At 65.5% G+C, this 26,983-nt stretch carries 21 protein-coding genes; 8 read left to right on the forward strand and 13 right to left on the reverse strand.

What is annotated here, in order from left to right; all coding sequences use genetic code 11:
- The first annotated feature begins 58 nt into the window (after nucleotides 1–58).
- Nucleotides 59–1,204 (forward strand): acyltransferase family protein, encoded by a 1,146-nt coding sequence (locus tag CH276_RS03915; protein ID WP_176459094.1) that lies wholly within the window; start codon nucleotides 59–61, stop codon nucleotides 1,202–1,204.
- On the opposite strand, the gene CH276_RS03920 is transcribed toward CH276_RS03915, so the two are convergent.
- The 3 genes from CH276_RS03920 to CH276_RS03930 form a co-directional block, all read right to left on the reverse strand.
- The gene (locus CH276_RS03920) at nucleotides 1,182–5,429 is read right to left on the reverse strand and encodes an alpha-(1->3)-arabinofuranosyltransferase (protein ID WP_094630541.1); all 4,248 of its coding nucleotides are present in this window, start codon (nucleotides 5,427–5,429) and stop codon (nucleotides 1,182–1,184) included. The two genes, CH276_RS03915 and CH276_RS03920, sit on opposite strands and share 23 nt — an antisense overlap.
- Nucleotides 5,430–5,451: 22 nt before the next feature.
- The gene (locus tag CH276_RS03925) at nucleotides 5,452–5,622 is read right to left on the reverse strand and encodes a DUF2613 domain-containing protein (RefSeq protein ID WP_082073827.1); all 171 of its coding nucleotides are present in this window, start codon (nucleotides 5,620–5,622) and stop codon (nucleotides 5,452–5,454) included.
- 103 nt (nucleotides 5,623–5,725) lie between these two features.
- Nucleotides 5,726–6,211, reverse strand: coding sequence for a universal stress protein (locus CH276_RS03930; RefSeq protein WP_373453549.1), 486 nt, complete (start codon nucleotides 6,209–6,211; stop codon nucleotides 5,726–5,728).
- A gap of 135 nt (nucleotides 6,212–6,346) precedes the next feature.
- Between CH276_RS03930 and CH276_RS03935 the strand changes: the two genes are divergently transcribed.
- Both CH276_RS03935 and CH276_RS03940 read left to right on the forward strand, forming a co-directional pair.
- Nucleotides 6,347–7,522 (forward strand): glycoside hydrolase family 3 N-terminal domain-containing protein, encoded by a 1,176-nt coding sequence (locus CH276_RS03935; RefSeq protein ID WP_094630540.1) that lies wholly within the window; start codon nucleotides 6,347–6,349, stop codon nucleotides 7,520–7,522.
- 62 nt (nucleotides 7,523–7,584) lie between these two features.
- On the forward strand, nucleotides 7,585–8,187 hold the full coding sequence (locus tag CH276_RS03940) for a TetR/AcrR family transcriptional regulator (protein WP_032396646.1): 603 nt from the start codon (nucleotides 7,585–7,587) through the stop codon (nucleotides 8,185–8,187).
- A gap of 77 nt (nucleotides 8,188–8,264) precedes the next feature.
- Here CH276_RS03940 and CH276_RS03945 read toward each other — a convergent pair whose 3' ends face one another.
- The gene (locus CH276_RS03945) at nucleotides 8,265–9,122 is read right to left on the reverse strand and encodes a MaoC/PaaZ C-terminal domain-containing protein (protein WP_032396645.1); all 858 of its coding nucleotides are present in this window, start codon (nucleotides 9,120–9,122) and stop codon (nucleotides 8,265–8,267) included.
- The gene (locus tag CH276_RS03950) at nucleotides 9,119–10,465 is read right to left on the reverse strand and encodes a 3-oxoacyl-ACP reductase (RefSeq protein ID WP_032396644.1); all 1,347 of its coding nucleotides are present in this window, start codon (nucleotides 10,463–10,465) and stop codon (nucleotides 9,119–9,121) included. The genes CH276_RS03945 and CH276_RS03950 overlap by 4 nt, the downstream gene beginning before the upstream one ends.
- Before the next feature lie 83 nt (nucleotides 10,466–10,548).
- On the opposite strand from CH276_RS03950, the gene CH276_RS03955 reads away from it, so the two are divergent.
- Entirely contained in the window at nucleotides 10,549–11,892 is a 1,344-nt protein-coding gene (locus CH276_RS03955) for an acetyl-CoA C-acetyltransferase (protein ID WP_045197258.1), read from the forward strand.
- 136 nt (nucleotides 11,893–12,028) lie between these two features.
- On the opposite strand, the gene CH276_RS03960 is transcribed toward CH276_RS03955, so the two are convergent.
- The 5 genes from CH276_RS03960 to CH276_RS03980 are packed head-to-tail and all read right to left on the reverse strand — an operon-like array spanning nucleotide 12,029 to nucleotide 16,861.
- A complete protein-coding gene (locus CH276_RS03960; RefSeq protein WP_235386923.1) occupies nucleotides 12,029–13,330 on the reverse strand; it encodes an ABC transporter substrate-binding protein in 1,302 nt (433 codons plus the stop codon).
- A 14-nt stretch (nucleotides 13,331–13,344) separates the two neighbouring features.
- Entirely contained in the window at nucleotides 13,345–14,388 is a 1,044-nt protein-coding gene (locus CH276_RS03965) for a branched-chain amino acid ABC transporter permease (RefSeq protein ID WP_094630539.1), read from the reverse strand.
- 1 nt (nucleotide 14,389) lies between these two features.
- Nucleotides 14,390–15,268, reverse strand: coding sequence for a branched-chain amino acid ABC transporter permease (locus CH276_RS03970; protein ID WP_032396640.1), 879 nt, complete (start codon nucleotides 15,266–15,268; stop codon nucleotides 14,390–14,392).
- Nucleotides 15,269–15,294: 26 nt separating this feature from the next.
- Complete coding sequence (locus CH276_RS03975; protein WP_032396639.1) at nucleotides 15,295–16,017, reverse strand: ABC transporter ATP-binding protein; 723 nt, start codon at nucleotides 16,015–16,017, stop codon at nucleotides 15,295–15,297.
- Nucleotides 16,007–16,861, reverse strand: coding sequence for an ABC transporter ATP-binding protein (locus CH276_RS03980; protein WP_254924203.1), 855 nt, complete (start codon nucleotides 16,859–16,861; stop codon nucleotides 16,007–16,009). Before CH276_RS03980 ends, CH276_RS03975 begins: the two co-directional genes overlap by 11 nt.
- Before the next feature lie 148 nt (nucleotides 16,862–17,009).
- Here CH276_RS03980 and CH276_RS03985 point away from each other — a divergent pair, with 148 nt between their 5' ends.
- The 4 genes from CH276_RS03985 (at nucleotide 17,010) to CH276_RS04000 (ending at nucleotide 22,965) form a co-directional block, all read left to right on the forward strand.
- Complete coding sequence (locus tag CH276_RS03985) at nucleotides 17,010–18,314, forward strand: PucR family transcriptional regulator (protein ID WP_303396049.1); 1,305 nt, start codon at nucleotides 17,010–17,012, stop codon at nucleotides 18,312–18,314.
- Nucleotides 18,315–18,543: 229 nt separating this feature from the next.
- Nucleotides 18,544–20,823, forward strand: coding sequence for a VanW family protein (locus CH276_RS03990; RefSeq protein ID WP_094630538.1), 2,280 nt, complete (start codon nucleotides 18,544–18,546; stop codon nucleotides 20,821–20,823).
- A gap of 150 nt (nucleotides 20,824–20,973) precedes the next feature.
- The gene (locus CH276_RS03995; protein WP_045197252.1) at nucleotides 20,974–21,465 is read left to right on the forward strand and encodes a flavin reductase family protein; all 492 of its coding nucleotides are present in this window, start codon (nucleotides 20,974–20,976) and stop codon (nucleotides 21,463–21,465) included.
- A 513-nt stretch (nucleotides 21,466–21,978) separates the two neighbouring features.
- The gene (locus CH276_RS04000; protein WP_094630537.1) at nucleotides 21,979–22,965 is read left to right on the forward strand and encodes a hypothetical protein; all 987 of its coding nucleotides are present in this window, start codon (nucleotides 21,979–21,981) and stop codon (nucleotides 22,963–22,965) included.
- A 355-nt stretch (nucleotides 22,966–23,320) separates the two neighbouring features.
- On the opposite strand, the gene CH276_RS04005 is transcribed toward CH276_RS04000, so the two are convergent.
- From CH276_RS04005 to CH276_RS04015, 3 genes are all read right to left on the reverse strand, one after another.
- Nucleotides 23,321–25,162 (reverse strand): acyl-CoA dehydrogenase, encoded by a 1,842-nt coding sequence (locus CH276_RS04005; protein ID WP_094630536.1) that lies wholly within the window; start codon nucleotides 25,160–25,162, stop codon nucleotides 23,321–23,323.
- A gap of 79 nt (nucleotides 25,163–25,241) precedes the next feature.
- Entirely contained in the window at nucleotides 25,242–25,865 is a 624-nt protein-coding gene (locus tag CH276_RS04010; protein WP_094630535.1) for a class I SAM-dependent methyltransferase, read from the reverse strand.
- Between the two features lie 23 nt (nucleotides 25,866–25,888).
- Entirely contained in the window at nucleotides 25,889–26,977 is a 1,089-nt protein-coding gene (locus tag CH276_RS04015; RefSeq protein ID WP_094630670.1) for a DUF4185 domain-containing protein, read from the reverse strand.
- Nucleotides 26,978–26,983 lie beyond the last annotated feature (6 nt).

The raw sequence follows: 26,983 nt of genomic DNA on the forward strand, positions 1-26,983 counted from the left end.
GCAGACAGTGGCACCGGTCTCGTCTGCGCCGGTTCGACACGGCACACTTGAGACCACCATGAGCACTCGAGTCCACTCGCCCTCCGTCGTTCCGCTGCGCGCGTTCGTCCCTGCGCTCGAGGGAATGCGCGCGCTGGCCGCGATCGGCATCGTCGTCACCCACGTCGCATTCCAGACCGGTGCCGCGAATTCCCCGCTCATGGGGCGTATCTGGGGCAGGTTCGATCTGACCGTTGCCATCTTCTTCGCGCTGTCGGGGTTTCTGCTGTGGCGCCCCCATGCCGCGCAGGCCCGCGGACTCGCGCCTGCTCAGCCGGCTCGTCGCTACTTCTGGTCGCGGGCAGTGCGCATCCTGCCCGCCTACTGGGTCGTCGTCGTGCTGGTGCTGCTGTTTCTGCCGAATGCGGGTGGCGACTACCGGGTGTGGTTGGCCAATCTGTCTCTGACGCAGGTGTTCGTGCCCCTGACGTTGACCGAGGGCATGACGCAGATGTGGTCGCTGTCGGTGGAGGTGGCCTTCTACCTGCTGCTACCGGTGTTCGCCTGGCTGATGGTTCGACTGCGTGGGGCCTCGGCCAAGCACCGGATCTCGGTGCTGCTCGGTGCATCTGCGGTGACGCTGTCCTGGGCCTTCGTCCCGATCACGACCGCGGACGCCATCCATCACGACAACTGGCTGCCCGGGTACTTTCCGTGGTTCGCCGCCGGAATGGTGTTGGCCGAGGTGTCCGTGGGCCCACAGACATGGGTGCATCGGTGGGCTCGGCGCAGATGGGTGATGCCGTCGATCGCGGTCGCGGCTTTCGTGCTGTCGGCGACTCCGCTGGCGGGCCCACAGGGACTGGTACGTCCCGAGCCGTGGCAGTTCGAGCTGAAGATCGTGTTCGGCGCCGTGCTCGCGTTCGCGATGCTCTCGCCACTGGTGTTGGCCGACACCGGTCGTCGGCACCGAGTGTTCGAGCATCCGGTGATGCTCACGCTCGGGCGGTGGTCGTACGGAATCTTCATCTGGCACCTGGCCGTCCTGGCCGTGGTGTTCCCGGTGTTCGGCATCATCCCGTTCTCGGGTGGGATGTGGTTCGTACTGACGGTGACTCTCGCGCTGTCGATTCCGGTGGCCGCGGCCAGCTACGCGCTGGTCGAAGAACCTGCCCGACGACGCTTCGCACCGAAGAAGCCGATCACGGTTTCCGCATCGCACTGATCGCCAACGCGACGATGCCGATCAGCGCGGCCAGCTGCACTCCGTACGATTCGCCCACGTACCCGTCGGTCGATCGCCAAGGCCCGAGCGAGAGCAGCGCCGCGCCCAGCAACGCGAATCCGCCTGCCGCGCCGACCAACACGCGTGAGGAGAGCGCGCGACCGTAACGGCGGTCCAGGAACACCGCGCCGAAACCGATCACGGCCACCGTGATCGCACCGGCAATTCCGGCCAACACGATCGTCGCCCCGAGCAGTGCCACCAGGGCAGCCGAAACGCTCCGCCACGGCCGCGGCGAGGGCCCGAGATCGGGCATACTGCGCGGCCGACCCAGCGCTGCGAACAGCAGCGGGATCAGCAGGAGCAGCCCACCGAAGATGCCGAGGCGATACCAGCGGTCGGTGGCGAAATCCAGCGAAATCGTGCCCGACGCCCCGGCCGGAACGATCCAGGCCTGCTGCCACCCGTCGACCACCACCGGGGACAGTTCGACGCCACCGGGAGTGGTTGCGCGCCAACCACTGTTGTTGCTCTCCGGGATGACCAGCAAGCGGTCCTCAGTCGTGGACGTCAGCGTCACCTCGCGGTGATCGGGGCTCCAGGCGGTGGTCCTGGCGGACTGCGGGGCCGATTCCGTCGGCCAGTCGGCCGGAATGGGCATGGTGCGCAACCGAATGCCGTCGACGAAGAACGATGCTCCCGGCTCCACCACCACGTCCTGGTGTCCCTCGGGCAGCGAGACCGGGTTGACGAAGTTCTCGTTCACCGGAGTGTCGGCGTCGCACACCGAGGCCTTCAGTGGTTCACCGGATCGGAACTGGTCCGCGGTGGCCGTCACCGACGTGCGCACCGTCTGCCCGGCGATGGAGACGATGGGGCCGTCGAAGCAGTCGACGGTGATCTCGCGATCGCCGTCGTACGGTGCGCCGATCGGTTCACCACCGGACAGTGGTGTCACTTCTGCGAAGCCGGGCGGCTGAGACTGGATGAAGCCCAGAGAGTTTCGGTCCAACACCCCGTCCCAGTCCACGATCGACAGGACGATCCTGTCCGTCACCTGCGGTGCCAGCTCGAGGGTCGTCGAGCCGTCGGTGTCGACGTCGCGCACCATCGGCCCGTTGCCGAGGTTGACCGCGACCCGAGTGGGATGGGCCGGGAGTGCACCCAGGCTCGGGCTGAGCTCTAGCCCGTCCACCAGTGTGGGAGCAGGCAATTCGATGGTCAGGGTCGGGTTGGTCCCCGCTCGGTCGGTGATCGACTTCTCCGGCGCTGTCCAGGACGTGCGCGGATCGCCGTCGGTCGCCGCGAACGCCGAGCCATGCAGGTCCGCGACGTCCGACGCCCCGCCGGCCAACGGCCGCCCCGGTTGCGCGAGCAGCGCTTCGAGTTCGGGGGACTGCCGCGTACGGACCGTCAGATCGGGGATCACCGCGGTGCCCATCGGCACGTCGATCGTGCGTGAGAAGCGCCCGAGTTCCTCGGGTGACTTGGACAGTCCACTGCTGCAACGGATTCGATCCTCGGTGTCGAGGCACCCGGAGCGGCCTGGGAATTCCTGGCCCAGTTCCCAGGCGTCGACGCTCGCCCCGGCGGGAGTCTCGGGCAGCACCGCGCGGTGCACGATCGGTACCTGCTTCGGATTGTCCCGGTCGGAGTAGTCGTCCACCGACACCTCGCTGATGCCGAACTGGCTGCCTCGGGTTCCGTCGACCGTCGACTTCGCGGTGATGCGCAGCCACGGCGTCTCACCGCCCGGCAGTGACACCGTCATCGGCTCACCCGGCTCGTCGACGCGCGCCGCCGTCGAGCCGTTCGGGGTGGTGATCTCCACCCATTTCACCGGGTCGCCTATCGTCCCGGGGCTGGTGCGCATGTGCAAGAGCCCGCCGCGCACGGGAGTATCGAAGTCGAGTTGAAGCCATTGCCCCACAGCACGTTCGATGCCGTTGCTGATCCAGCTGGTGGCCAGGTCGCCGTCCACCGCGGCGGCGACACCGCTGCCGGGGGCGCTGCCGCCGATCTGGGTGGCGTCCGACGCCGAGCTCGACGCCGTCAGGGTCGCGCCCTCCCATTCGGCGTCGACGGTCTTCGCCCCGTACACCGGGTAGTCGGGAACCTCGTTGAGCGAACGCCGTGGCTCGTCGGCGGCCCGCAGGGCAGAACTGTGATTGTCGACCTGGCCGAAGTCGGTCTCACGGTTCATCGGGGTGTCGGTCACCGTCACAGAGTTCACGGCAATGCCGGCCGCGGCCGCATCCGAAGCCAGCAGAGTGGGGCCTGACGGCACCGGATTGCGAATCCCGTTGTTCCGCAACTCGTTCGAGCGCAGAATGGACTCCGGTCCACCCTGAACCACCGGGACACGATCGAGATCGACGGTGTAGGGGCCGGACGCGGGAATGCCCGCCGAATCACGCACCGAATAGATCTCCACAGCCGGATACGGCGGTCGAAGATCGCCGTCGAGCACAACGCCGTCGACCTGACCGGGGGCCACGTCCTCACCGAATTCGGCCACCTTCTCGAGTCCCGCGGAACCGTCGAGCACCTGGTGCACCGATGCCGGACGCGTGGACCGGGAGTTCTCGGGATCGAGGTCGTTGCGCACGACTACGTAGCTGATGCCCTGGCCCAGAAGGGTATCGGCCAATCCGGCCGACGGCCGACCGTCGGCGAAGAGTCGTTGCACGGAGTCCAGTGCCCGGATGGCACCCGGCGGGGTGAGGGGTACGGCGTCGCGGACGGCCCAGGGGGTGGTGGCCAGAGCCTGCAGCGGTTCGTCTCGGGTCAATCCCCAGGTCTGAAGAGCGAACGGTGCGCCCGGCACGATCAGGGCCCGCTGCGCGTCGGAACCGTCCGGACTCGATCCCGACGCATTCTCGGTGAGCCAGTCCGCCGCGTCGTGCCAGTACTGCGGAACGGCCTCGTACGCACCGCGGGGCGCGAGCTTGCCCGTCCACGCCAGCGAGGTGGACAGCGTCAAGGCGACGAGCACCAACGCGGTCACCGCCATCATCGGGTGCTTCTCGGGATGCGCGACGGCCGTTTTCCACTGCGATCGCGGTGCGGAACCCGGCAGCGGTACCCGGGCCAACAGATGAGCCAGCCCGAGCACCAACGGAATTCGAATGACCGGCTCTAGTTTGTGGATGTTGCGTAGCGGTGCGCCTGCAGAATCGAGGAACACTCGAACGGCGGCAGCGAACGGGCCGTCCAGATCACCGACGAACCCGGCACCGAGGCCGACCAGACCGACGAACAGCATGATCGTCAACCGGCCGCGGGCGGGCATGGACCGCATGGCCAGGCCCGCGATTCCAGCGGCCGCGATCAAGCCCGTTGCGATGACGGCCGCCGGCTGCGTCACCAGAACGGCACCGGCCACTCGCTCGGGAGAGACGAACGGCGTCCAGCTGCCGGTACCGCGCAGCACTTCCGTCAGTGACGTCCACTGCGTGGTGGTGCCGGAGGATTCGATGTAGTCGAGAAACGGCGGAGAGACCTTGCCCAGCAACAGCAGTGGAACGATCCACCACAGCGTCGCAAGCACCAGAAAGCCCGACCACCAGGCACCGAAGACGAACCACCGCTTGTTCGGCCGATGCGTGAGCATCCAGATCACGGCGACCAGAACGGCGGCGGCGGTGGCGACGGCGTTGACCGCGCCCATCAGGGCCACCGCCAGTGCAGACTGCGCGGCCGAGCGCCGAACCGTCTGTTTCGCATCGTCGCCGGCGAGATACCGCACCATCGGGACCAGCACCCACGGTGCCAGCATCATCGGCATCGTCTCGGAGGAGATCGACGCGAGGGTGGTGATCACTCGCGGAGACAGAACGAAGGCCGTCGCTGCGATCAGACGGGAACTACGGCTGCCGACACCGAGAGCTTCGGCGAGCCGCACGATTCCCCAGAACCCGGCGATGAGCAGCAGCGCCCACCAGATGCGTTGAGTGATCCACGGCGGGATCGACAGCAGATCGCCGCCGGCGAAGAACGCACCGTGGGGGAAGAAGTAGCCGTAGGCCTGGTTCTGCACCTGGCCGAGCGGGGCTGCGCTGTTCCATTGATGGGAGGCGCGTTCGAGAAATCCGAGAGGGTTCTGTGCCAGGTCGTACTTGGTGTCGGCAACGGTGAAGCCGGGGACCTGCAGAAAGGTGAGGAGGAACGCCAGGATCGAGACGCCGAGAAGCCACTTGCGGCCGAGCGGCTCGGCCGAGATCACCGATTCACGAGAGCGACCAGCGTCAGCGGCTGCCGTACTCAACCTGGTTCAGCAAGGACGAGTCGGCGTTTCCGGAGCGATCGATATCCGGACGAGAGTTGTCGGCTGCAGCTGCGGTGACTCCGAAGACGACGCCCGCACCCAGTACGGCTCCGACGACGGCGGCAATGACACCCGGGACAGCAAACTTCATCTCGGTTCTCCAGTCAGTCGGCTCAGAACGGTAGCGGGCGAGGTGGACCCCCACGCGGGCATCACGGTATCACCTGCGTCACGGAAAACAGCCGTCGGACGCTCTACTTGCCGGGCGGAACGATCAGGACGGGTCGATGGCTGTGTCGAAGAACGTGCTCGGCCACCGAACTCTGGAGCAGCGCACGTAGACCGGTGGTGCCTCGCGTACCGGTGACGATGATGTCGACGTTCATCTCGTCGGCTTTCTCCACGATCGCGGCCCAGATGGCGGTGGTGCATTCGGTGCACTGACCCTCCACTTTCAGGCCTGCGGCCTCGGCCAGCGCGACGCCTTCGCTGTTGGTCACTTTCGCGTCGGTGAGCGCCACGTCCTCGGCCTCGTCGTCGGGCACCCATTCGGGCTGCATCACACCGGAGAGGCCGGACATGCGCGCGGCCTGACGCACCATCGGCTCCCATGCGGTGACGACGATCGCGCGTGAGGTGGTGAGAAACCGTCCGGCATAGTCGATGGCGCGTTTGGCGTTGTCGGATCCGTCGTAGGCAATGAGTATGAGGTCTGCGGTCACGGTCGATCTCCTCCTCATGTCGCGTTCGTCCAGATTACCCTCACCCCTCGGCGGATCGATGTGGGTTTCGGTCGGTCGGAGTGCAACGAAGGCGCATCGATCCGGACCCCGGGTCGGCAGCGACACCGACGATCTGGGCTACCGTCGTATTCCATGCGACTTCGGTTTTCGGTTCGGTCCGCTGCGGTGATGACCGTCGGTGTCGGCTTGTTGGTCTCGTGCTCCACCGAGTCTGCGCCGGTCGCGTCGACGCAGACTGCATCGGCTGCTCCGACGACGACTGCAGTCGACACGACGGTGCCGCAACCGGTACCGCCCGTCGACGGCTGCGTTGCGTTCGTCGACGGATTGTCGGAGCGGCAGCGGCTGGCTCAGTTGCTCACCGTCGGGGTCACCGGAACTGCGGACGCGGTGCAGATCATGTCCACCGAGCAGGTCGGCGGCATCTTCGTCGGCAGTTGGACCGACGAGTCGATGCTCGGCAATCGAGAAGTACCGCAGGTGCTGGCCGCCTCCGCGGTGGCTCCGATGGTCACGATCGACGAGGAAGGTGGACGGGTCTCGCGGGTCGCGGATCTGCTGGGTGCCGCACCGTCGGCGCGGGAACTGGCACAGACGGTGTCGGTGGACGAGGCGTATTCGATGGCGTTGATGCGCGGCCAGGGGTTGAAGGATCTCGGTGTCACCGTCGACTTCGCTCCGGTGGTCGACGTGAGCGGTCAGCCCGACGATTCCGTCATCGGCGATCGGTCGTTCTCCGACGATCCGCAGGTCGTCATCGACTACGCGGGGGCGTACGCGCGGGGTCTGGAGGACGCGGGTGTGAAGCCCGTCATCAAGCATTTTCCCGGGCACGGTTCGGGTTCGGGCGACTCGCACACCGGCGCGGTGACGACCCCGTCGCTCGACGAGTTGAAAACCAAGGATCTGCTACCGTTCGCGGCCCTGAACAACACCGGCGTCGGTGTCATGGTCGGGCATCTGGATGTGCCCGGACTGACCGAGCCGGGGGTGCCGGCGAGTATCAGCCCGGCGGCGATGGCATTGTTGCGCGATGGCGTCGGATACGGTGCCGCGCCGTTCGACGGCCCCATCTTCACCGACGACCTCAGCGGCATGGCGGCGATCACGGCCAGGCTCGGGATCGTCGACGCGGTCGAGGCGGCGTTGGTCGCGGGAGCCGATGTGGCGCTGTGGCTCACCACCGATCAGGTGCCCGCGGTGTTGGACAATCTCGAGGACGCGGTGGCGACGGGACGTCTGCCGGCGGCTCAGGTGGACGAGGCCGCTGCTACGGTTGCTCGGTTCAAGGGGGCGTGCGGGTCCTGATTGTGCGGTACTGGACCTTACTGTGGAGTAAGGTCTAGTAGTTCGTACGTATTGGAGGATCCATGGCTGGTGGCACGAAGAGATTGCCCCGCGCCGTCCGTGAGCAGCAGATGCTCGACGCGGCGGTGGATGTGTTCTCCGACAACGGTTTTCACGAGACATCGATGGATTCGATCGCCAAGAAGGCGGCCATCTCCAAACCGATGCTCTATCTGTACTACGGGTCCAAGGACGAGTTGTTCGCAGCCTGTATCCACCGCGAGGGCGTCAAGTTCGTCGAGGCCCTGACTCCAGCCGCAGATCCGACGCTGACGCCGCGCGAGCAGTTGCGCAAGGCCCTGATCGGTTTCCTCGGATTCGTCGGCGAGAACCGCAAGTCGTGGATGGTGCTCTACCGTCAGGCCATCGGTCAGCAGGCGTTCGCCTCACAGGTGCAGAGCAGCCGAGATCGGTTGATCGAGTTGACGGCCGGCTTGCTCGCGATGAGTACGAGAGATCCGGAGCAGTCCCAGAATTTCGGGCTGATGGCCGTCGCGTTGGTCGGGGCGGGCGAGGCTGTGGCCGACAGAGTGGCAGGCGGCGAAATCGAGGTCGACGCGGCCGCGGACCTCCTGGAGAATCTGGCCTGGCGCGGCTTGGCCGGAAAGAAGACCGCCACCACCTGAGCTCCGCGCCCAACTCGAAGTTGTGGACGGAAATCCGGAGAAATCCGTCCACAACTTCGAGTTCGAGGGTGAGGCGGTTACCGCAGGGTTCCCGTCAGATGCGGGTAGCCCTTCTTCGGGTTCTTCAGCGACAGGTCCCAGCCGGTGCCGACGGCTTCGGCGTAGGCGTTCACCGTCGCGGGCAGGATGATCGGCTTGCCGAAGCGGATGCTGTAGTTCACAGCCTCCGGAATTCGGCCCTCGACGGTCTGCAGCACGGCTGCCGCGCTCCACATTCCGTGCGCGATGGTCTTCGGGAACCCGAATGCCTTTGCGCCCAGCGAGGATACGTGAATCGGGTTGCGGTCTCCGGAGATTGCCGCGTACCGGCTGATGATCCGCTGGTCGACGCGCAGTGTGCGGGTCGGGGGCGGCGGAACCTCGTCGGCCGGCGGTGCCTCGCGGGGGCCACCGGACAGTGACGTCTTCTGCAGGCTCAGGAAGCTCGAGGTCTGCTTCCAGACCAGTTCGCGTCCTACCTTGACCTCACTGATCAGGTCGACGAGCAACCCCTTGCGGTGCTCGCGCAGATTCTCCGCGTGCACTCGCACGTCCAGCGGCTCGGACGCGGAGATGCCACGGTACTGCTCGATGACGTTCTCGGCGTGTACCGATCCGATGGCGGCGAACGGAAAGCCCTTGGACACCATCAGTTTCATCACCGTCGGGAAGACGAGGGTGAAGGGGTAGGTCACCGGGAGCTGGTCGCCGAATCGCAGCCCCGTCGCCCGGCAGTACCCGGCGAGGTTGTCGGGGTCCACTCGCAGACCCTTGAGCTCGTACACCGTGCTGGGAACCGAGGACGACCTGGATCCGAAGAACGGCAGTGCGCCCAGCGCTGCCGAGGTGTAGATGTCGGAGGTCTTCGGCTGCGCGGTGAGCGTGACGGTGCTCATGCGCCGAGAAGGCTCTGGCCGCACACGCGCACGACCTGGCCGGTGACGGCGTTGGATGCGGGAGAAGCGAAGTACGAGACCAACTCTGCGACGTCGACGGTCTCGCCGCCCTGCAGCAGCGAGCTCATGCGTCGTCCGGCCTCGCGGGTGGCGAACGGAATCGCAGCCGTCATCGCGGTCTCGATGAACCCGGGAGCGACGGCGTTGATGGTGATGTTCTTCTTCGCCAGCACCGGTGCGGACGCGTGCACCAGGCCGATGACGCCTGCCTTGGACGTGCCGTAGTTGGTCTGGCCGCGGTTGCCCGCGATGCCGGCGATGGAGGAGACGTCGACGACGCGGCCGCCTTCCTTCAGTGCACCCGACTTGACGAGCTCATCCGTGATGCGCTGCGGCGCAGCGAGATTGACGCCGATGACGGAGTTCCAGCGGCTCTCGTCCATGTTGGCGAGTGTCTTGTCGCGGGTGATGCCTGCGTTGTGCACGATGATGTCTGCGCCGCCGTGACGTTCGAGGAGGTGCTTCGAGAGGACATCTCCGGCGTCGGGCGAGGTGACGTCGAGCGCGAGCGAGGTGCCGCCCACCTTGTTGGCCGTCTGCGAGAGTGCTTCTCCGGCAGCGGGAATGTCGGCTGCGATGACGGTGGCTCCGTCGCGGGCGAGGACCTCGGCGATGGTGGCACCGATACCGCGTGCGGCTCCGGTGACGACCGCTACCTTGCCTGCGAGCGGCTTGTCCCACGAAGCCGGGGCCTGCGAGTCCGCGTCGCCCACGGTGATGACCTGGCCGTCGACGAACGCGGACTTGGCCGAGAGCAGGAAGCGGAGGGTGGATTCGAGTCCGGACAAGCCGGTCGACGCCTTGGGGGAGATGTAGACGAGCTGCGCCGTGGCTCCGCGCTTGACCTCTTTGCCGACGCTGCGGGTGAAGCCTTCGAGAGCGCGCTGAGCGACGTGCTCGTCGACGCTCGAGGTCTCCTCCGGCGTCGTACCGATGACGACGACGCGCGCCGACGGTGCCAGGTTGCGGATGACCGGCTGGAAGAACTGGAACAGCTGCTCCAGTTCGGCGACGTTGCCGATGCCGGTGGCGTCGAACACTAGTCCGCCGTGCTTGTCGTCGTGCGGCTGCGACTGCGGGTAGTCCGAGAGCAGCTCACGCAGGGGCTCGACGAGGCGACCGCTACCGCCGATCAGGACCGGTCCGGCCAGCGGCGGCTCGCCCGCCTTGTAGCGGCGCAGCTTCTCGGGCTGCGGCAAGCCGGCCTGCTTGGCGATGAAGGCTCCCGGCGCGGACGCGAGGAACGTTGAGTAGAGATCTGGGGCTCCCTTGGAGGCTGCCACTGTCGTACCTTTCATTCAGCGCTGCTCGCTCGAGGAGCGAGGCGCACGACCGGGTGTCGACAACCAACTTACTCGCCAGTAAGATGAAACTCCACCAGGGCCTTATTCGACGATGTTTGGAGACGTCAGTGACAAGCAAGCAGCTACGACCGGTCGCAATCGTCGGTGGCAACCGCATTCCGTTCGCGCGCTCGGACAAGAAGTACGCGCTGGCGTCCAACCAGGACATGCTCACCGCGACCATCGACGGGCTGGTCTCGCGATTCGGATTGCAGGGCGAGCGCCTGGGCCTCGTCGCCGCCGGTGCCGTGCTCAAGCACTCCCGCGACTTCAACCTCACTCGTGAGGTCGTACTCGGTAGTGCACTGAGCCCGTACACCCCGGCCTTCGACATCCAGCAGGCCTGCGGCACCGGCCTCCAGTCGATCATCGCCGTCGGCGACGCCATCGCGTCGGGCCGTATCGATGCCGGTATCGGTGGTGGTGTCGACACCACGTCCGATGCTCCGATCGGCGTCAACGACGAACTGCGCGAGTTCCTGCTCTCCCTGAACCGAGCCAAGAGCACCACCGACCGCATCAAGCTGCTCGGCAACGTTCGTCCCGGCATGCTCGGCATCGAGATCCCGCGCAACGGTGAGCCGCGTACCGGCCTGTCGATGGGTGACCACGCCGCCATCACGGCCAAGGAGTTCGGCATCCGCCGCGAGGACCAGGACGAACTGGCCGCAGCGAGCCACCACAACATGGCAGCGGCCTACGATCGCGGCTTCTTCGACGATCTGGTGACGCCGTTCCTCGGCCTCACTCGCGACGACAACCTGCGTCCGGGATCGACCGTGGAGAAGCTCGCGACGCTCAAGCCGGTCTTCGGAACCAAGCTGGGCGACGCCACCATGACGGCAGGCAACTCGACGCCGCTGACCGACGGTGCGTCGGCTGCGCTGCTGTCGAGCGACGAGTGGGCTGCCGAGCGCAACCTGCCGGTGCTGGCGCACCTGGTCGATTCCGAGACCGCCGCCGTCGATTACGTCCACGGCAACGGGTCGTTCAAGGACGGTCTGCTGATGGCGCCGACCTACGCGATTCCGCGTCTGCTCGCACGCAACGGCCTGACGTTGCAGGATTTCGACTACTACGAGATCCACGAGGCATTCGCGTCGGTGGTGCTCGCAACTCTGCAGGCTTTCGAGAGCGACGCGTACTGCAAGGAGCGTCTCGGCCTCGACGGTGCTCTCGGTTCCATCGACCGCAGCAAGCTCAACGTCAACGGATCCTCGCTCGCGGCGGGCCATCCGTTCGCCGCGACCGGTGGACGCATCGTGGCTTCGCTGGCGAAGATGTTGGCCGAGAAGGGCTCGGGCCGTGGCCTGATCTCGATCTGCGCGGCCGGTGGCCAGGGCGTCACCGCCATCATCGAGCGCTGATCACTGCAGCTTCGGCTGCTCTCCGACCGGGGGTCATAGGGTCGGTGGATCCGGTAATCGAGGGGTTTTCGGATCTGCCGACCACAACGTGGGAAAGGGCACGCAGAGTTCGCTCTGCGTGCCCTTTCACGTGTGATCAGCCCGGTATGCCGCTTTCCGGTGGTGTGGACTCCTCGCCGGTGTATTCCTCCACCGCCGAATCCCCGATGTCGGTCTGCAGCACCGGAGTCAGGTACTCGGGCACGCCTCCCTGGATCTGGAAGACACTGGCACCGGAGATTCCGAGGTGGCTCGAATCGGAGTATCGGAACGGGGCCAACTGCGGTCCCTCGAAGTCCATTCCGCCTTCCTGGATGGCTGCGACGATGCCCTCACGGGTGGGATTCTCGCCTGCCGCCTGGAGGGCTTGTACGAAGGCGTATGCCTGGCTCAGTCCGTAGATGCGGTAATTGGTCAACGGGTCACCGGTTCCGTTCTCGGCCCAGACCTTCTGCCACAGTTGGGTCCACGGATTCTCCGGAGAGTCGACGCCCGGGATGTATTCCAGCGAGATCATCCCTTCGAGCGATTGCGCGCCGTCGGTGACCGCGCCCTGAGAGAACCGTCCGAGCAGGGAGCCGACGAGGTCGACGTCGGATCCGATGGAGCTGTAGAACCACTCGGGGTCGTAGTTGAGTCGCATGGCTGTCAGCTGGCTCAGTGCGGTGTAGGAGGGGACGTTGAAGCCGAGGACCAGATCCGCTCCGGCACCCTGCAGAGCAGCGATCTGTGGTGCGACGTCGGTGTTGCCCGAGGTGTAGCGCACGACCTCGACGATCTGATCGTCGAGATACTGGCGCACTGCGGCCTCGCTGTCCCGGCCGAGGTCGTCGTCCTGGAGGAAGAGTCCGACCTTGGCGTCGGGCCGGTTCTTGGTCACCCAGTCGCCGATGATCTTGCCCTCGACCTGGTAGTCGGGCTGCCACCCGAAGGTGTTCGGGTACTTCTCCGGATCGTTGCCCCACATGATCGCACCGGAGGAGACGAACAGGTCGGGCACACCTTCCTCGTTGAGGAAGTCGATGACGGCGCTGTGGGTCGCGGTGCCGAGTCCGCCGACGACGGCGAACACCTCGTCCTGGAGAACCAGTTCGTTGACGACCTGGGTGGTGGTCGTCGGATCGTAGGAGTCGTCCCGAACCACGTACTCGATCTGTCGGCCGTTGATGCCACCTGCGGCATTGACGTAGTCGAAGTAGGCCTGTGCGCCCGTGGGGATTTCGCTGTATCCGGGCGCTGCGACCCCGGTCAACGGAAAGTGGGCACCGATCTTCACCGAGGTGTCGGTGATGCCGACCGTCGACCCTTCCGAGGATTCCGTCGTCTCTTCTCGGCCACCTGCACCGCACGCCGCGGCCAACGACACGACGGCGACGAGCGCGGTCGTTCTGAAAGCCACCGATCCGAACTTTTTCATTTCATTCCTTTTCTGGTTGTCCGTAACTTGCGATACGTGCCCACCAAACCCAGTGGGGCGAACAGGATGACGAGGACGGTGAAGATTCCGGTCACCAGTGGTGCGAGTTCTGCCGATTGCAGACTGCTCAGACCCAGATCGAGCCCGAAGTTGGTGACCACCGGCGGGATGTAGGTCAGCAGAACCGCCCCGATCAACGCGCCGGAAAGGGTGCCGAGCCCGCCGATGACGACGGCGGAGAGCAAGGTCAGCGAGAGAGTCAGCGTGAATCCGCTCGGTGCGGCGATTCGTGCCGACATCGCCAGGACTGCACCGCCCGCTCCCGCACAGGCCGCACTGACCACGAACGCGAGAATGCGTGCGCGGCCGAGATCGATTCCGGACAACTCGGCGGCCACTTCGTCGTCCCGGACGGCCCGCCAGCGACGGCCGATTCGGCTCGACGAGACGTTCGCCAACAGGAAGAACACGAGCACCAGCAGTATCCAGCTGACATAGGCGACGAATTTGGTTCCGCTGAGCTCGTTTCCGGTGACGAAGAACATCATGTCGTCGATCAGCTCGGGCGCCTTCGGTGCCGGTACGACGAGTCCTTGTTCGCCGCCGAGGTAGTCCGAGAAGTACAGGGCGAGGCCCGGTACCGCGACGGCGAGCGCCAGAGTCGCGCCGGCCAGGTACGGCCCGTGCAGTCGGGCGGCCGCCACACCGACCACGACACCCACCACCGCCGAGATCACGGTGGCGGCGAGCAGGACGAGGGGGACCGACCATCCCGAATCGTTGGCCCGCAACATCAATGCCGCGGTGTACGCACCGACAGCCATGAATGCGCCGTGCCCGAGTGACAGCTGGCCGCTCAGCCCGGTCAGCACCGTCAGGCCGCCGGCCGCGATGGCGAGGTAGGCCACCGAGGTGAGTTGGCTCTGACGGAAGGTGCTCAGTGATTCGAGCGCGAGGACGATGACGACCAGCCCGATGACGGCACCGAGCACGTGGCGTCGAACCGGTGTTGCGGTGAGGCGAGTGAGAGTCGCGTTCATGTCACACCCTCCTGGCCGCGGAGCTGGCGAACAACCCGCTCGGTCGCAACAGAAGAACGACGATCAGGATCACCAATGCTGCGCTGGAGACCAGATCCTGACCGAGATAGCCACTGACGAAACTCAGCCCTACGCCCATCAGCAGGCCACCGACGACTGCGCCCGCCGGGCTGTCCAGTCCGCCGAGAACCGCTGCGACGAAACCGAATACGACGATCGAGTCCATGTAGCCCGGGTGCACCAGCGAGCCGCCTGCGATGAGCAGTCCGGCCAGCGAACCGACCACTGCGGCCAGCGCCCAACCGAGAGTGAGCATCCGACTCACGCGCACGCCGAGGAGTTTGGCGACCTCCTGCTCGAAGGCGCTCGCACGCATCTTCAGTCCCAGATCGGTGAACCGGAAGAGCAGGATCAGCAATCCCAGGACCACGAGGACGGCGAGGATCTTGAAGATGTCGTACCCGGTCAACGCCACGTTCACGTCGCCGATCCGCTGGCCGGTGAGGCCGAACGGCGCAGGGAACGAACGGAATTGGTTGCCGAAGACGATGGCGGCCACCGCGTGGATGATGATGAACAACCCGAGCGTGAGAATGACCGGGTTGATGTGCGACGAGCTGTCGACGAATCGGATGACGAGTCGCTCCGTCAAGGCTCCCAGGAGCAGGCCGCACAGGAGCGCGACCCCGAATCCGATCCAGTACGAGTAGCCGGCGTCGATGACGACCAGTGCCACGTACGTGGTGATCATGGCCATCGGGGCCTGTGCGAAGTTGACGATGCGGGTCGATCGCCAGATGAGTACGAGGGCGAGCGCGAACGCGGCGTAGATCATGCCTGTGGTCACGCCGTTGATGAGGATGGTGAGCAGTTGTTGCACTGTGGCTGGCGTCCTTTCGGCTTGCTCTAGAACCCGAGGTAGGCGTGTCGGAGGGCGTCGTCCCCGGCCAAGGTGTCGGCGGGGCCTTCCACCGCGACCTTGCCCAGATCGAGTACGACGGCATGTTCGGCGATCGACAGAGCGCTGCGGGCGTTCTGTTCGACGAGTACGACGGTCATCGACTCGGAGTCGACGAGTCCGCGCAACGTCTCGAATATCTGCGCAGCGACCTTCGGCGCGAGTCCGAGTGACGGCTCGTCGAGCAGAAGTACCGACGGTGTCGCCATCAGCGCCCGGCCGATCACGAGCATCTGCCGCTCGCCGCCGGACAGGGTGTGCGCCGAGGATGTTCGACGACCGGTCAGGGGCGGAAACATGTCGTAGATGCGGTCGAGGGTGACGGCGTCGTGACTTCGGTTGCGTCCCATCGCGCCGAGTCGAAGATTCTCGTCGACGGTCAACTCGGCGATCACGCCCCGACCCTCGGGAACGTGCGCAAGACCTTTGCGGGACATCCGATCCGGTGCAACGCCGACGATGTCGACCCCGGCGAGTTCGATCCTCCCCGATACCGGTTTCAGCAACCCCGAGATGGTGCGCAGCAGGGTCGTCTTCCCGGCTCCGTTCGCGCCGAGGACGGCGGTGACAGCTCCCGCCGTGACGGTCATCGACACCGAGTCGAGGGCGGTGACCGGTCCGTATCGAACGGTCAGATCGGTGATCGTCAGGTGCGCCGCGTCAGTCTTCATGTGCCACTTCGTTTCCGAGATAAGCAGCGAGCACGGCCGGATCCTCGCGAATCTCGTCGGGCGTTCCCTGAGCGATCACCTTGCCGAAATCGAGCACGTAGATCCGGTCGCACACACTCATGACCAGATCCATGTGATGCTCGACGAGCATGACCGATGTTGCGGGTCTTTCCGGTTCGGAGCCGGTGGATGCCGCAGGGGTGGGGCCTGCGGAACGACCCGTCGACGTTGCGAGCGCACGGATCTCGTCGCCGAGTTCGCTCATCTCGTCACTGGACAGTCCCGAGGCGGGTTCGTCGAGCAGGAGCAGTGTCGGTTCGCTCACCAGGGCGCGTGCCAGTGCGACGCGTTTACGCACCGCGTACGGCAGGCTCGGTGGCAATCGGTGCGCGTAGTCGTCGATTCGCAGGCGTTCGAGGGTGGCCATTGCGGTCGAGCGGACCGCGGCATCGTCGGATGCACTCGACGGCAGGCCGAGCAGGCCCACGAGGATTCCGGTGTGCGCTGTTCGATCTGCACCGACCATGACGTTGTCGAGAACCGTCATCCGATCGAACAGTCCGAGTCCCTGCAGTGTTCGGCTCATACCGAGTCGGGGGAGGTCGTGCGGTCGTAGTCGAGTCAGCGTGTCGCCGTGTCGTCCGAGTGTTCCCGATTGCGGTCGGACGAGTCCGCACGCAACGTTGAACAGCGTCGTCTTGCCTGCGCCGTTGGGTCCGATGACGCCGAGGACTTCGCCGGGTCGCACCTCGAGACTGACTCCGGACAGCGCGACGATTCCGCCGAACGACACTTCGATGTCCGTCATGGTGAGGACCGGGTCCAACGTGTCGAGAGAGTTCAAGTGATCCACCTCACAATCTGTTGCGTTCACTATGGTGCGTTTCGCACAACGGGCGATATGGGCGCTGCGCACAGAATGTTTGGGTCCCTGGGCACCAGTAACGGTCAAATCGACCTGCTATGTGGGCTCAGTGCGCAAAACTGTGCAGGTGGGAGCTCCCGATGGTCGACGCGGATCCGCGCGCTCGGCTGCCCGGGGAGCGGTGACGGACGCCGACCAGGAGCAGATTCGCCGTGCATGGGCAGCCCTGACGTCACGGGCGGATTCGATCGCGGACTCCATCACGCTCGCATTGATCGAGCAGGAACCCGGCTACCTGGCCAGTTCCACTCCGGACATCGCGGGCGAGATTCGTCGCAGCACGCGCGAGCACATCAACCAGGGGCTCCGCACCCTGTCGGGGCTGACCGCCGCGGGTGACAACGCGCGAGAGGTATGGCGCCGTACCGGCAGAGAGCGTGCGCGCCAGGGGATTCCGATGGAGTTGGTGCTCAAGGCGTACACGCTGGGGAGTCGGACGCTGTGGGAGGAGCTGATGCTCGAGCGCGAGCAGTGCCGCACCAGCATCGACGAGCATCTGCTGCTCGTGGCCGGGCAACAGCTGTGGCGCGCGCTCGACAGCCAGTACGAAACACTCGTCGAGGCATACCGGCAGGAAAGCGCCCGGATGCAGCAGCGCGATCTCGCCAACGTGCTGGTGATACTCGACGGCCTTCGATCGGGGCGGGGCGGTGATCCAGCGTTCGTCATGGAAGCGCGTGCCACCCTTGGCCTTTCGGCATCACAGCAAATTGCGTGTGTCGTCGGTCCGCTCGACGATCAAGGGTCGCCGCCGCTCCCGGCACCGGAAGACGCGATGGATCAGATCGGTGCGGTCTCGCATTGGAACACCAGGGACGGCCACCAGTTCGCGCTCGTCGCACTCGGAACGGGATCGTGGCACTCCGTCGTCGACGCACTCGCTGCTCGGGCCGTCGGGCCCGTGGGGGTCGCGCATTCGCCGGAGGGCCTGTCGTCGTTCGCTGCGGCGTATCGCCTCGCGGCATTGACGGCCGAGACCATCACCGAAGACAGTGGCGTGGCGTTGGCGACGGACCGACTGCCCCGCGTGATCATGGCGGCCGATGATCGATCGTCGGAATTGCTGGTCCGCCATGCTCTGGGAAAGCTGTGGACGCACCCGGAGCCGCATCGAGGAACGCTGCTCGACACCCTGGCGCACATGCTCGCGTCGGACGGCTCGCCCACCAACGCCGCCAAGGCGCTCTACTGCCACCGCAACACCGTGATCTACCGGGTCCACCGAATCGAGGAGTTGACCGGGCAGGATCTGACCGATCCGCGAGATCGGCTTCTCCTCACTCTCGCGCTGGTCAGAACCGGACATTGGGCCCGGGCCGTCGGGCAAGGGGACAGCTCGACGACCCCTGGATCATTCAACCGAATGAAATGACGAGACAATTTCGCGGTCGTTGTAACGGCGTGCCGCAGTCGGCCTATATTCCCAGTGGCCCCGTGCTGCTGCCTGACCCCCGACCCGGCAGCAGCACGGGGCCTTTACTCGTCTCTGTGCCGATGGTCTCCGAAGTGAGCGGCACCGTTCGGTTTGCGTAAGCTCGTGCGAGGGGTACGCCGGGCAGAAGGGCGGAACACAACCAACGGTGGTCCTGGAAGGGTCGAACGTGAGCGAGGGCAACAGTAGGTCGGGTGACGCGCCCAACGGTGCCGAACCGAAACCCGACGTACCGCCGTACGACGCTCCCACCGAGGTCTTCGGTGCGATCCGCGACGAGACCGACGGTCCGAAGCATTCCTCCGAGGCGGAGCAGCCTTCCGACGCGACATCCGATGTCGTCGATCCGGGGTCGGACGATGCCGAGTCGGTTGACGCCGAGTCCGTCGATGCTGAGTCGGTCCATCCAGGTTCGGTCGATGCAGACACAGTGGCCGCAGATCCGGTCGTCGACGAGGCCGAGTCCACCGACGCCGATGACGTCGTTCCCGGGGACGCCGCGCCCGACCAGACCCCGGCCCCGCAACCGCCGCCCGCAGCCGACGAATCGCCGACCGTCGCGCAGTCAATCGTTCCTGCGGAGCCTCTTACTGCTGCAGAAGCTGGTGCTCCTCCCGAGACCGTTGTTTCTCCCGAATCGGAGTCGCCGGCCGGACCACCTGTGATTCCGCCGGAGGACGGCTCGCCGCAGGCCGCCGACGGGTCCGGATTCGTGCCGCCGTGGCGGAAGATCGCGATCGGGACCGGCGCGGTGGTCGCCGTTCTCACGCTGCTGTACGCGGCGGATTGGATCACCTCCAGCGACCGAGTGCCCCGCGGCGTCACAGTCGCCGGGATCGAGGTCGGCGGCAAGAGTCACTCCGACGCCGAAGCCCTGTTGCGCTCGGAGCTGGGTGCGCGCGCCGAGCAGCCTGTGTCGGTCGACGTCGGCGATCGACAGGTCGAGATACTCCCGGCCGCCGCCGGCCTCGGTGTGGACTGGAACGCGACGCTCGACCGAGCCGGATCGCAGCCGATCAATCCGATCACTCGGCTGACGTCGTTGTTCGGTAGCCGCGAGATCGGCGTCGTGTCGACCACGGACGAGCAAGCGCTCACCGCTGCCGTCGACGGACTGCGCGTCGAGACCGACCGAGATCCTGTCGAGGGCGACGTGGTGTTCGACGGCAGCACACCGATTGCCGTCGCGCCGCTGTCCGGCCGGGTGCTCGACGCCGACGGCACGCGTCGAAACCTGCAGGCCGAATGGGCCTCGGGCGCAACGGAAGCGGCCTACGAAACAACACCCGTCACGGTGACTCAGGACGCCGTGGATCGCGCCTTCGCCGACATCGCCGTTCCTGCGGTCGAGGCACCGGTGACCGTAGCGGGCCGGCAGAACGTCGACGCGATCCTTCCGACGGATCGTGTGGCCGAGGTTCTGCGTTTCGACCCGGACGGCCAGGGCGGACTGACTCCGATCTACGACACCGACGTCGCCACAGGCATTCTCGCGCCGCAACTCGTGCGCACCGAGACGCCGCCGAAGGACGCGTCGTTCACTTTCTCCGGTGGTGCCCCGACCGTCGTTCCCGGAGAGATGGGCGAGCTGGTCGAGTGGCGCAAGACTCTCGAACAATTGCCCGCGTTGCTGTCCGCCGACGGACCGCGCACCACCGAGGCGATCTACGAACCGGCCCCGCCCGCTCTCACCACCGAGGCCGCTCAGAACCTCGGGGTGCGAGAAGTGATCGCCGAGTACACCACCGGCGGGTTCGAGTACGCGTCGGGCGTCAATATCGGGCTGACGGCGCAGATCGTGAACGGTGCGCTCGTGAAGCCGAAAGAGACGTTCTCGCTCAACGGGTACACCGGTCCGCGAGGAAGCGCGCAGGGTTTCGTGGAGTCGGGGATCATCGACAACGGTCGACCCGATCGCGCAATCGGCGGCGGCATCAGCCAATTCGCGACGACGCTCTACAACGCGTCGTACTTCGCCGGTATGGAAGACACCGATCACACCGAACACAGCTACTACATCAGCCGATACCCCGAGGCGCGCGAAGCGACGGTCTTCGAAGGTGCCATCGACCTGAAGTTCACCAACCCGAACGACACCGGCGTGGTCATCGAATCGTTCGCCGACTCGTCCAGCGTCACCGTCCGACTGTGGGGAACGAAAACGGTCGACGTCGAATCGATCACCGGTTCGCGAACCAATTTCACCTCACCGAATACGGTGACATTGCCTGCAGGCGCAGGCTGCGTCGCGTCTGGCGGGGGCCAGGGATTCACCGCCAGCGATACCAGGGTGATCAGCGATGCAGCGTCGGGAAGGGAAATTTCACGGAACACCAGAACGGTGAAGTACGACCCGATCCCCATCGTGCGGTGCGTTCAGCCTGATCGCCCGGACCCCGCTCCGGCACCCGCAGCGGACCCAGCTCCGGAACCGGACGAAGACGAGTGATGCCGCAACCGCGCGCCGACGGTTCGAATCATGGCGATTCGGACTGTGGCGTCGCCGCCCGATCGGGTGTTTGCTTGCACTAGGTGTTCGCTCGTCAGAATTGCGCCCACGCGGGGGTGCACCACTAGATCGGAAGGGGAGCTTCGTCCAATGTCGCTCACACGTACCGTCCTCGATCAGCAGACGCTTCGCGAGGCGTACGCGCAGTTCCCGAGCGGCGTCGTCGCAATCGCCGCGAAGATCGACGGTGTCATGGTGGGTTTGGCGGCCAGCAGCTTCGTCTCGGTGTCCATCGACCCGCCGCTCGTCGCGGTGTGTATCCAGAACACATCGACGACCTGGCCGAAACTCGAATTGGCACCCAACATAGGTGTCAGCGTTCTCGGCGAGGCACACAACGACGCCGTCCGTACCCTGGCCGCCAAGACCGGTGACCGTTTCGCCGGCCTCGATCTCACCGTCACCGACGGGGGCGCAGCCTTCATCGTCGGTGCCACCGCCTGGCTGGACACCACCATCGAACAGCAGATCCCCGCGGGCGACCACGCAATAGTGTTGCTGCGCATACATTCCCTGGACGTGCAAAGCGAAGTGAACCCAATCGTGTTCCACGGCAGCAAGTTTCGCAAACTGCAGCAATAGTCCTTCGTTTCGCTCGGCCCCGGGGGTTCGGCCTCGCTGTTCTCGCCTCTGCAATTCGCAAACGCGCGCGCATTTGCCGAACGCGCGCGAATTGGTGGCCTGATCGGGGGCTATTGTGCGCGCATCTGACGACTGCGCGCGCGTTTGTTCGTGGTCGGCCCCGGGGATTCGGCCTTGCTGGCCCCGGGTTGCGTACCTGTTCGCCTTGGGATTTCGCAAACGCGTGCGCATTTGCCGAACGCGCGCGAATTGGTGGCCTGATCGGGGGCTATTGTGCGCGCGTCTGACGAATGCGTGCGCGTTTGTTCGTGGTCGGGCCCCGAGGGTTCGGTCTTGCTGGCCCCGGGTTGCGTACCTGTTCGCCTTGGAGTTTCGCAAACGCGCGCGCGTTTACGAGACGAACGGTGGGGCGAACTGGTACCCCCGTACCTGTATTCATCCACAGGTCCGTACTTGTGCACAGGTGGCTACTTTTCTTCTCGAGACGTCGCGCGCGTAGTCGAAACTCGCAGAATGAAGGATGACCGAATGGTGCGACGCTCGGAGGCGCTAGCCGATGGCCACGCCGATCACGAGTTGCGGGCGCTGTACGAACGCGGGGGCTGGGAGCGTCTGGTGAACGGCGTCTACGTTCCGTCGTCCAGGCTTGCCGGCCTTTCGGAGCAGGGACGTCATCGGCTGTTGATCGACGCCGTACTTCCGACAATTGCCGAGGACAGCGCCGTCAGTCATCGATCTGCAGCACTGCTGCATGAATTACCCTTACCCGCAGGGGGATTCGACAAGGTGCACGTCACTCGACATCGCCGCGGCGGAGGTCGCGCGAACGCAGCGGTGATCGTGCACTGTGCGCCGTGGGTGCCGTACGCGACCGTCGACGGCATTTCCGTGACCTCGCTGGCGCGGACGGTCGTCGACCTTGCTCGTACCGAGCCCCTTGTGTCGGCGGTGATTGCCGGTGACGCGGCTCTGAAGCGCTGCGATCCACAGGAGCTCGACGCGGAGTTGCAGCGTGCTCGGGGCTGGAAAGGTGTGGCGCAGGCGCGGCGAGCCGTCTCTCTCATGGACGGGCGAAGCGAAAACCCTGGCGAATCTCAGAGTCGAATCATTCTGCGCGAGAACGGATTCTCTGTTGAGTCGCAGGTGGAGATCCTGGATCCGGATGGGCGAACGCTGGCGCGAATCGACTGGCTGGTCAATGGCGTCGTCGTGTGTGAATTCGATGGTAAAGCCAAGTACACCAAGTACCTACGGGAGGATGAGAACCCCGGCGACGTGGTGTTCAGGGAGAAGGTGCGGGAGGACGCCGTGCGCGATCTCGGCTATCCCGTGGTGCGCTGGACCTGGGCAGACCTGGCGAATCCGGCGGAGGTGGTGGCACGCGTTGCTCGAGCCGTGGAGCGGGCTGCTGCCCTGCCGCCACCGCGAGGGAGCGTGCGGAGTACGCCGTCTGGCCGGCAAACGCGCGCGCTTTTGCTGAACGCGCGCGAAATTGCCTGAGGATCCTGCAGAATTCGCGTGCATCTGACGAATGCGCGCGCGTTTGCGGCAGCTGGGACCCGCAACTGCGCAACCCTGACAAATGCGCGCGCGTTTGCGGCAACCGGGACCCGTAACTCCGCAGCCCGGACGAACGCGCGCGCTTTTGCTGAACGCGCGCGAAATTGCCTGAGGATCCTGCAGAATTCGCGTGCATCTGACGAATGCGCGCGCGTTTGCGTCAGCCGGGACCCGTAACTCCGCAAGCCGGACGAACGCGCACGCGTTTTCGGCAACCGGGCCCCACCCCACCATCCCCACCTCATGGCAACGGCCGCACCCGAGAACAGGTGCGGCCGTTGACGATGTCAGGGAATCAGAATGCTGCTTCGTCGAGTTCCATGATGTCGTTGTCGTTGTCGATGTTGGTGAGGATTGCTCGGGTGGAGGTGAGCTGCGGGAGGATGTTCTTGGCGAAGAACGAGGCCACGGCGACCTTGCCTTCGTAGAACGCCTTGTCCTTGCCCTCTGCACCGTTGTCGAGTGCGGCGATGGCGATTTCGGACTGACGCAGCAGCAGCCAGCCGATGAGCAGGTCACCGAAGCCCATGAGGAAGCGCACCGATGCCAGGCCGACCTTGTACAGCTCGGTGGGCTGGTCCTGTGCGCCCATGAGGTGCTGGGTCATCGAGGTGACGATGGCCTGCACGTCTTCGAGTGCGGTGGCGAGCAGTGCGCGCTCGGCCTTGAGTCGGCCGTTGCCTGCTTCGCTGTCGATGAACGACTTGATCTGTCCGGCAACGTGAGCCAGCGCCACGCCGCGGTCGCGGGCGATCTTGCGGAAGAAGAAGTCCTGCGCCTGGATGGCGGTGGTTCCCTCGTACAGCGAGTCGATCTTGGCGTCACGGATGTACTGCTCGAGTGGGTAGTCCTGGAGGAAGCCGGAGCCGCCCAGGGTCTGCAGGGACTCCGCGAGTACCTGGTAGGCGATTTCGGAGCCGACGCCCTTGACGATGGGCAGCAGGAGGTCGTTGACGCGGTAAGCGATGTCGGTGTCTGCGTCCGAGACCTGCTTGGCGGTGATCGGATCCTGGTGTGCGGCGGTGTAGAGGTACACCGCGCGCAGGCCCTCCGAGTACGCCTTCTGCATCATGAGGCTGCGACGCACGTCGGGGTGGTGGGTGATGGTGACGCGAGGGGCGGTCTTGTCGGTCATCTGCGTCAGGTCAGCGCCCTGGACGCGCTCCTTGGCGTACTCGAGTGCGTTGAGGTAGCCGGTGGAGAGAGTGCCGATTGCCTTGGTGCCGACCATCATTCGAGCGTGCTCGATGACGTCGAACATCTGCGCGATGCCTTTGTGGACCTCGCCGACGAGCCAGCCCTTGGCGGGGACGCCATGGCCACCGAAGGTGAGCTCGCAGGTGGCGGAGGCCTTGAGGCCCATCTTGTGCTCGACGCCGGTGACGAATGCGCCGTTGCGCTCGCCCAGTTCGCCCTTCTCGAAGTCGAAGAGGATGGACGGTACGAAGAACAGGCTCAGGCCCTTGGTGCCCGGTCCGGCACCCTCGGGACGTGCGAGCACGAGGTGGAAGATGTTCTCGAACAGGTCGTCGGAGACAGCCGAGGTGATGAAGCGCTTGACGCCTTCGATGTGCCACGAGCCGTCGTCCTGCTTGATGGCCTTGGTGCGGCCTGCGCCGACGTCGGATCCGGCGTCGGGCTCGGTGAGCACCATGGTGGCACCCCAGCCGCGCTCGACGATGACCTTGGCCCATTCCTTCTGCTCATCGGTTCCGTTGTGGAACAGGATGTTCGCGAAGCCGGGGCCTGCGGAGTACATGAATGCTGCGGGCTGCGAGCCGAGGAGCATCTCGTTGATGCCCCACAGGAGGTTGCGAGGGGCTGCCATGCCGCCGACTTCTTCGTCGAGGCCGACACGCCACCACTCACCGTCGTAGAGCGCCTTGAACGACTTCTTGAAGGAGTCGGGCAGCTTCAGGCTGTGGGTTTCGGGGTCGAACACGGGCGGGTTGCGGTCGGCGTCCGCGAAGGACTCGGCCAGCGGTCCCTCGGCCAGGCGAACGACCTCGCGCAGCATGTCGCGGGCAACTTCGCCGTCCATGTCGCCGAAGTTGTCGCCTTCGAGGGTCTCGTCGAGTCCGAAGAGCTCGAAGAGGTTGAACTCGAGGTCCCGAAGGTTGCTCTTGTAATGGCCCATTGCTCGTTCGCTCTCCAGTCGGTGGTGCGGTCTCGTAAGTACCGCCCAAGTTAGCTACTCGTCGGTAACATAGGGGATGTTACCCCCGATCCGCTGTGCTGCCAAGGGGAGACCTACTCGCCAGTAGCAGTGCGTCCACGGCTGTGCCCTCGCTCACGTCGCGGTAGCGGTTCTCGGCAGTGACGATGGTCAATCGCGAGTCGATATCCGCCGTCAAATCCTCAGGTGTATAGAGGATTTCGGATTCCTGTGGTCCACCGGTGCCGGTCTCGATGTTGTCGGTGTGGTGCCCGAGAATCATGAGGATTCCGTCAGGTTTCAGCGCCGAAATTGCGGCGGACACGACCATGCGACGTGCCTCCGGGGGCAAGTGGAGGTACAACATGAGAACCAGGTCATAGTTCGGTTCGGTTGACAATTGCGTCACATCGGCGTGCACCCAGGTCAGGCGCTCGCGCACCGACCGAGGTGCCGAGGCGGCGACACGGCTGGCCCTGTCCAGTGCCGTCGAGGAGAAGTCGACGGCGTCGACGGTCCAGCCGCGGGTGGCCAACCAGATGGCGTTTCGGCCCTGACCGGACGCGAGATCGAGTGCCCGACCACGCTTCAGCGTCGTCGCGACTTCCACCAGCGTTGCGTTCGGTGCCTCGCCGTACACGAGTTCTCGGCCTTCGTACTTGCGATCCCAGTCTGCGGCGTCCACCCGGGGAAGCCTAGTGGGGGTTTCTACAGCGTCGCGCGCAGCAGCAGCACGTTGTAGTTCTGGTAGACCGTCGCCAGGAAGTACAGGTCGCGGCCGGTCGAGTAGGGGTGGATGTACGGCGCGTAGATGGAGCTGACCTCGCGGGTGTCGACCAGAACCTCCGGTGCGCTCCACGGCCCGACGGGCGACGGCGAGCGTCGCAGCACGATCGAGTTGGCGTTGTCGGTGGTCAGCATCAGGTACTGACCGAGGGTCGCGTTGTACGCGACGGAGAGTTCACCGACGCCCCCGACGATGGGTGCGGCTGCCGCCGGGTCGCCCTTCTTCCAGTCCTGGCCGGTCCAGTACTCGTACTCGCCGAGCCTGGCGATGTCCTGCTCCTTGACGCGAGCCACGTGACCGAGATTGAAGCGGCCTGGCGGGGTGCCGTACTGGTAGACGTAGCCGCCGTCCTTCAGGTACGCGCTCTGCTGGAAGTTGCGATCGCCGCCGACGCTCGGCCGCTGGGTCTCGGGTAGTGCTGCCCAGTTCTCCCCGTTGTCGTTCGACACTGCCAGGCCGGAGAAGTTGGTTTCCCAGGTTCCTGCGGGTCCCCAGTTCTTCACCGACATCAGGTTCAGGTACTGGCTGTCGCCGACGGCCACGCCTGCCGTGGGGATTCGGCTGATCTCGACGAACGGAATCTTGGGGCTGGGGACGACCTCTTTGGTCTGGCCGATCGGGTCGAGTACGACGCTGTCGAAGTTCATGCCGTCGGCGAGGTTTCGGTCGTTGCTCCGCACGATGGCGTTGCTGCGCCACGACCACAGGCTGCCCTGCAGCAGGTTGGGTACGCCGAGTCCGGCGGTATCGCCGAAAGCCGTCAGTACCTCGCCGCGGCCGTTGTCCCACATGATGCCGAGGTCGGTGCCGATCATGTTGACGTTCTGGGTGTTGTTGGGGCTCGACATCCCGGTCACCTGAGCGACGGCTTGTGCGCGGCCGTTCAGTTGCGGCAGCCCGAACGTGCCGTTGAGGCCGGCGATGGGATTGACCGCGTTGGGATTGGCAAGTGCGTTGGGGCCGGTGACCAGCAGCGATGTGGCCACGGAAATGACGGCAATGGTCAACATTCTCGA

Source organism: Rhodococcus sp. 06-470-2 (assembly GCF_002258235.1).
Taxonomy (GTDB): domain Bacteria; phylum Actinomycetota; class Actinomycetes; order Mycobacteriales; family Mycobacteriaceae; genus Rhodococcoides.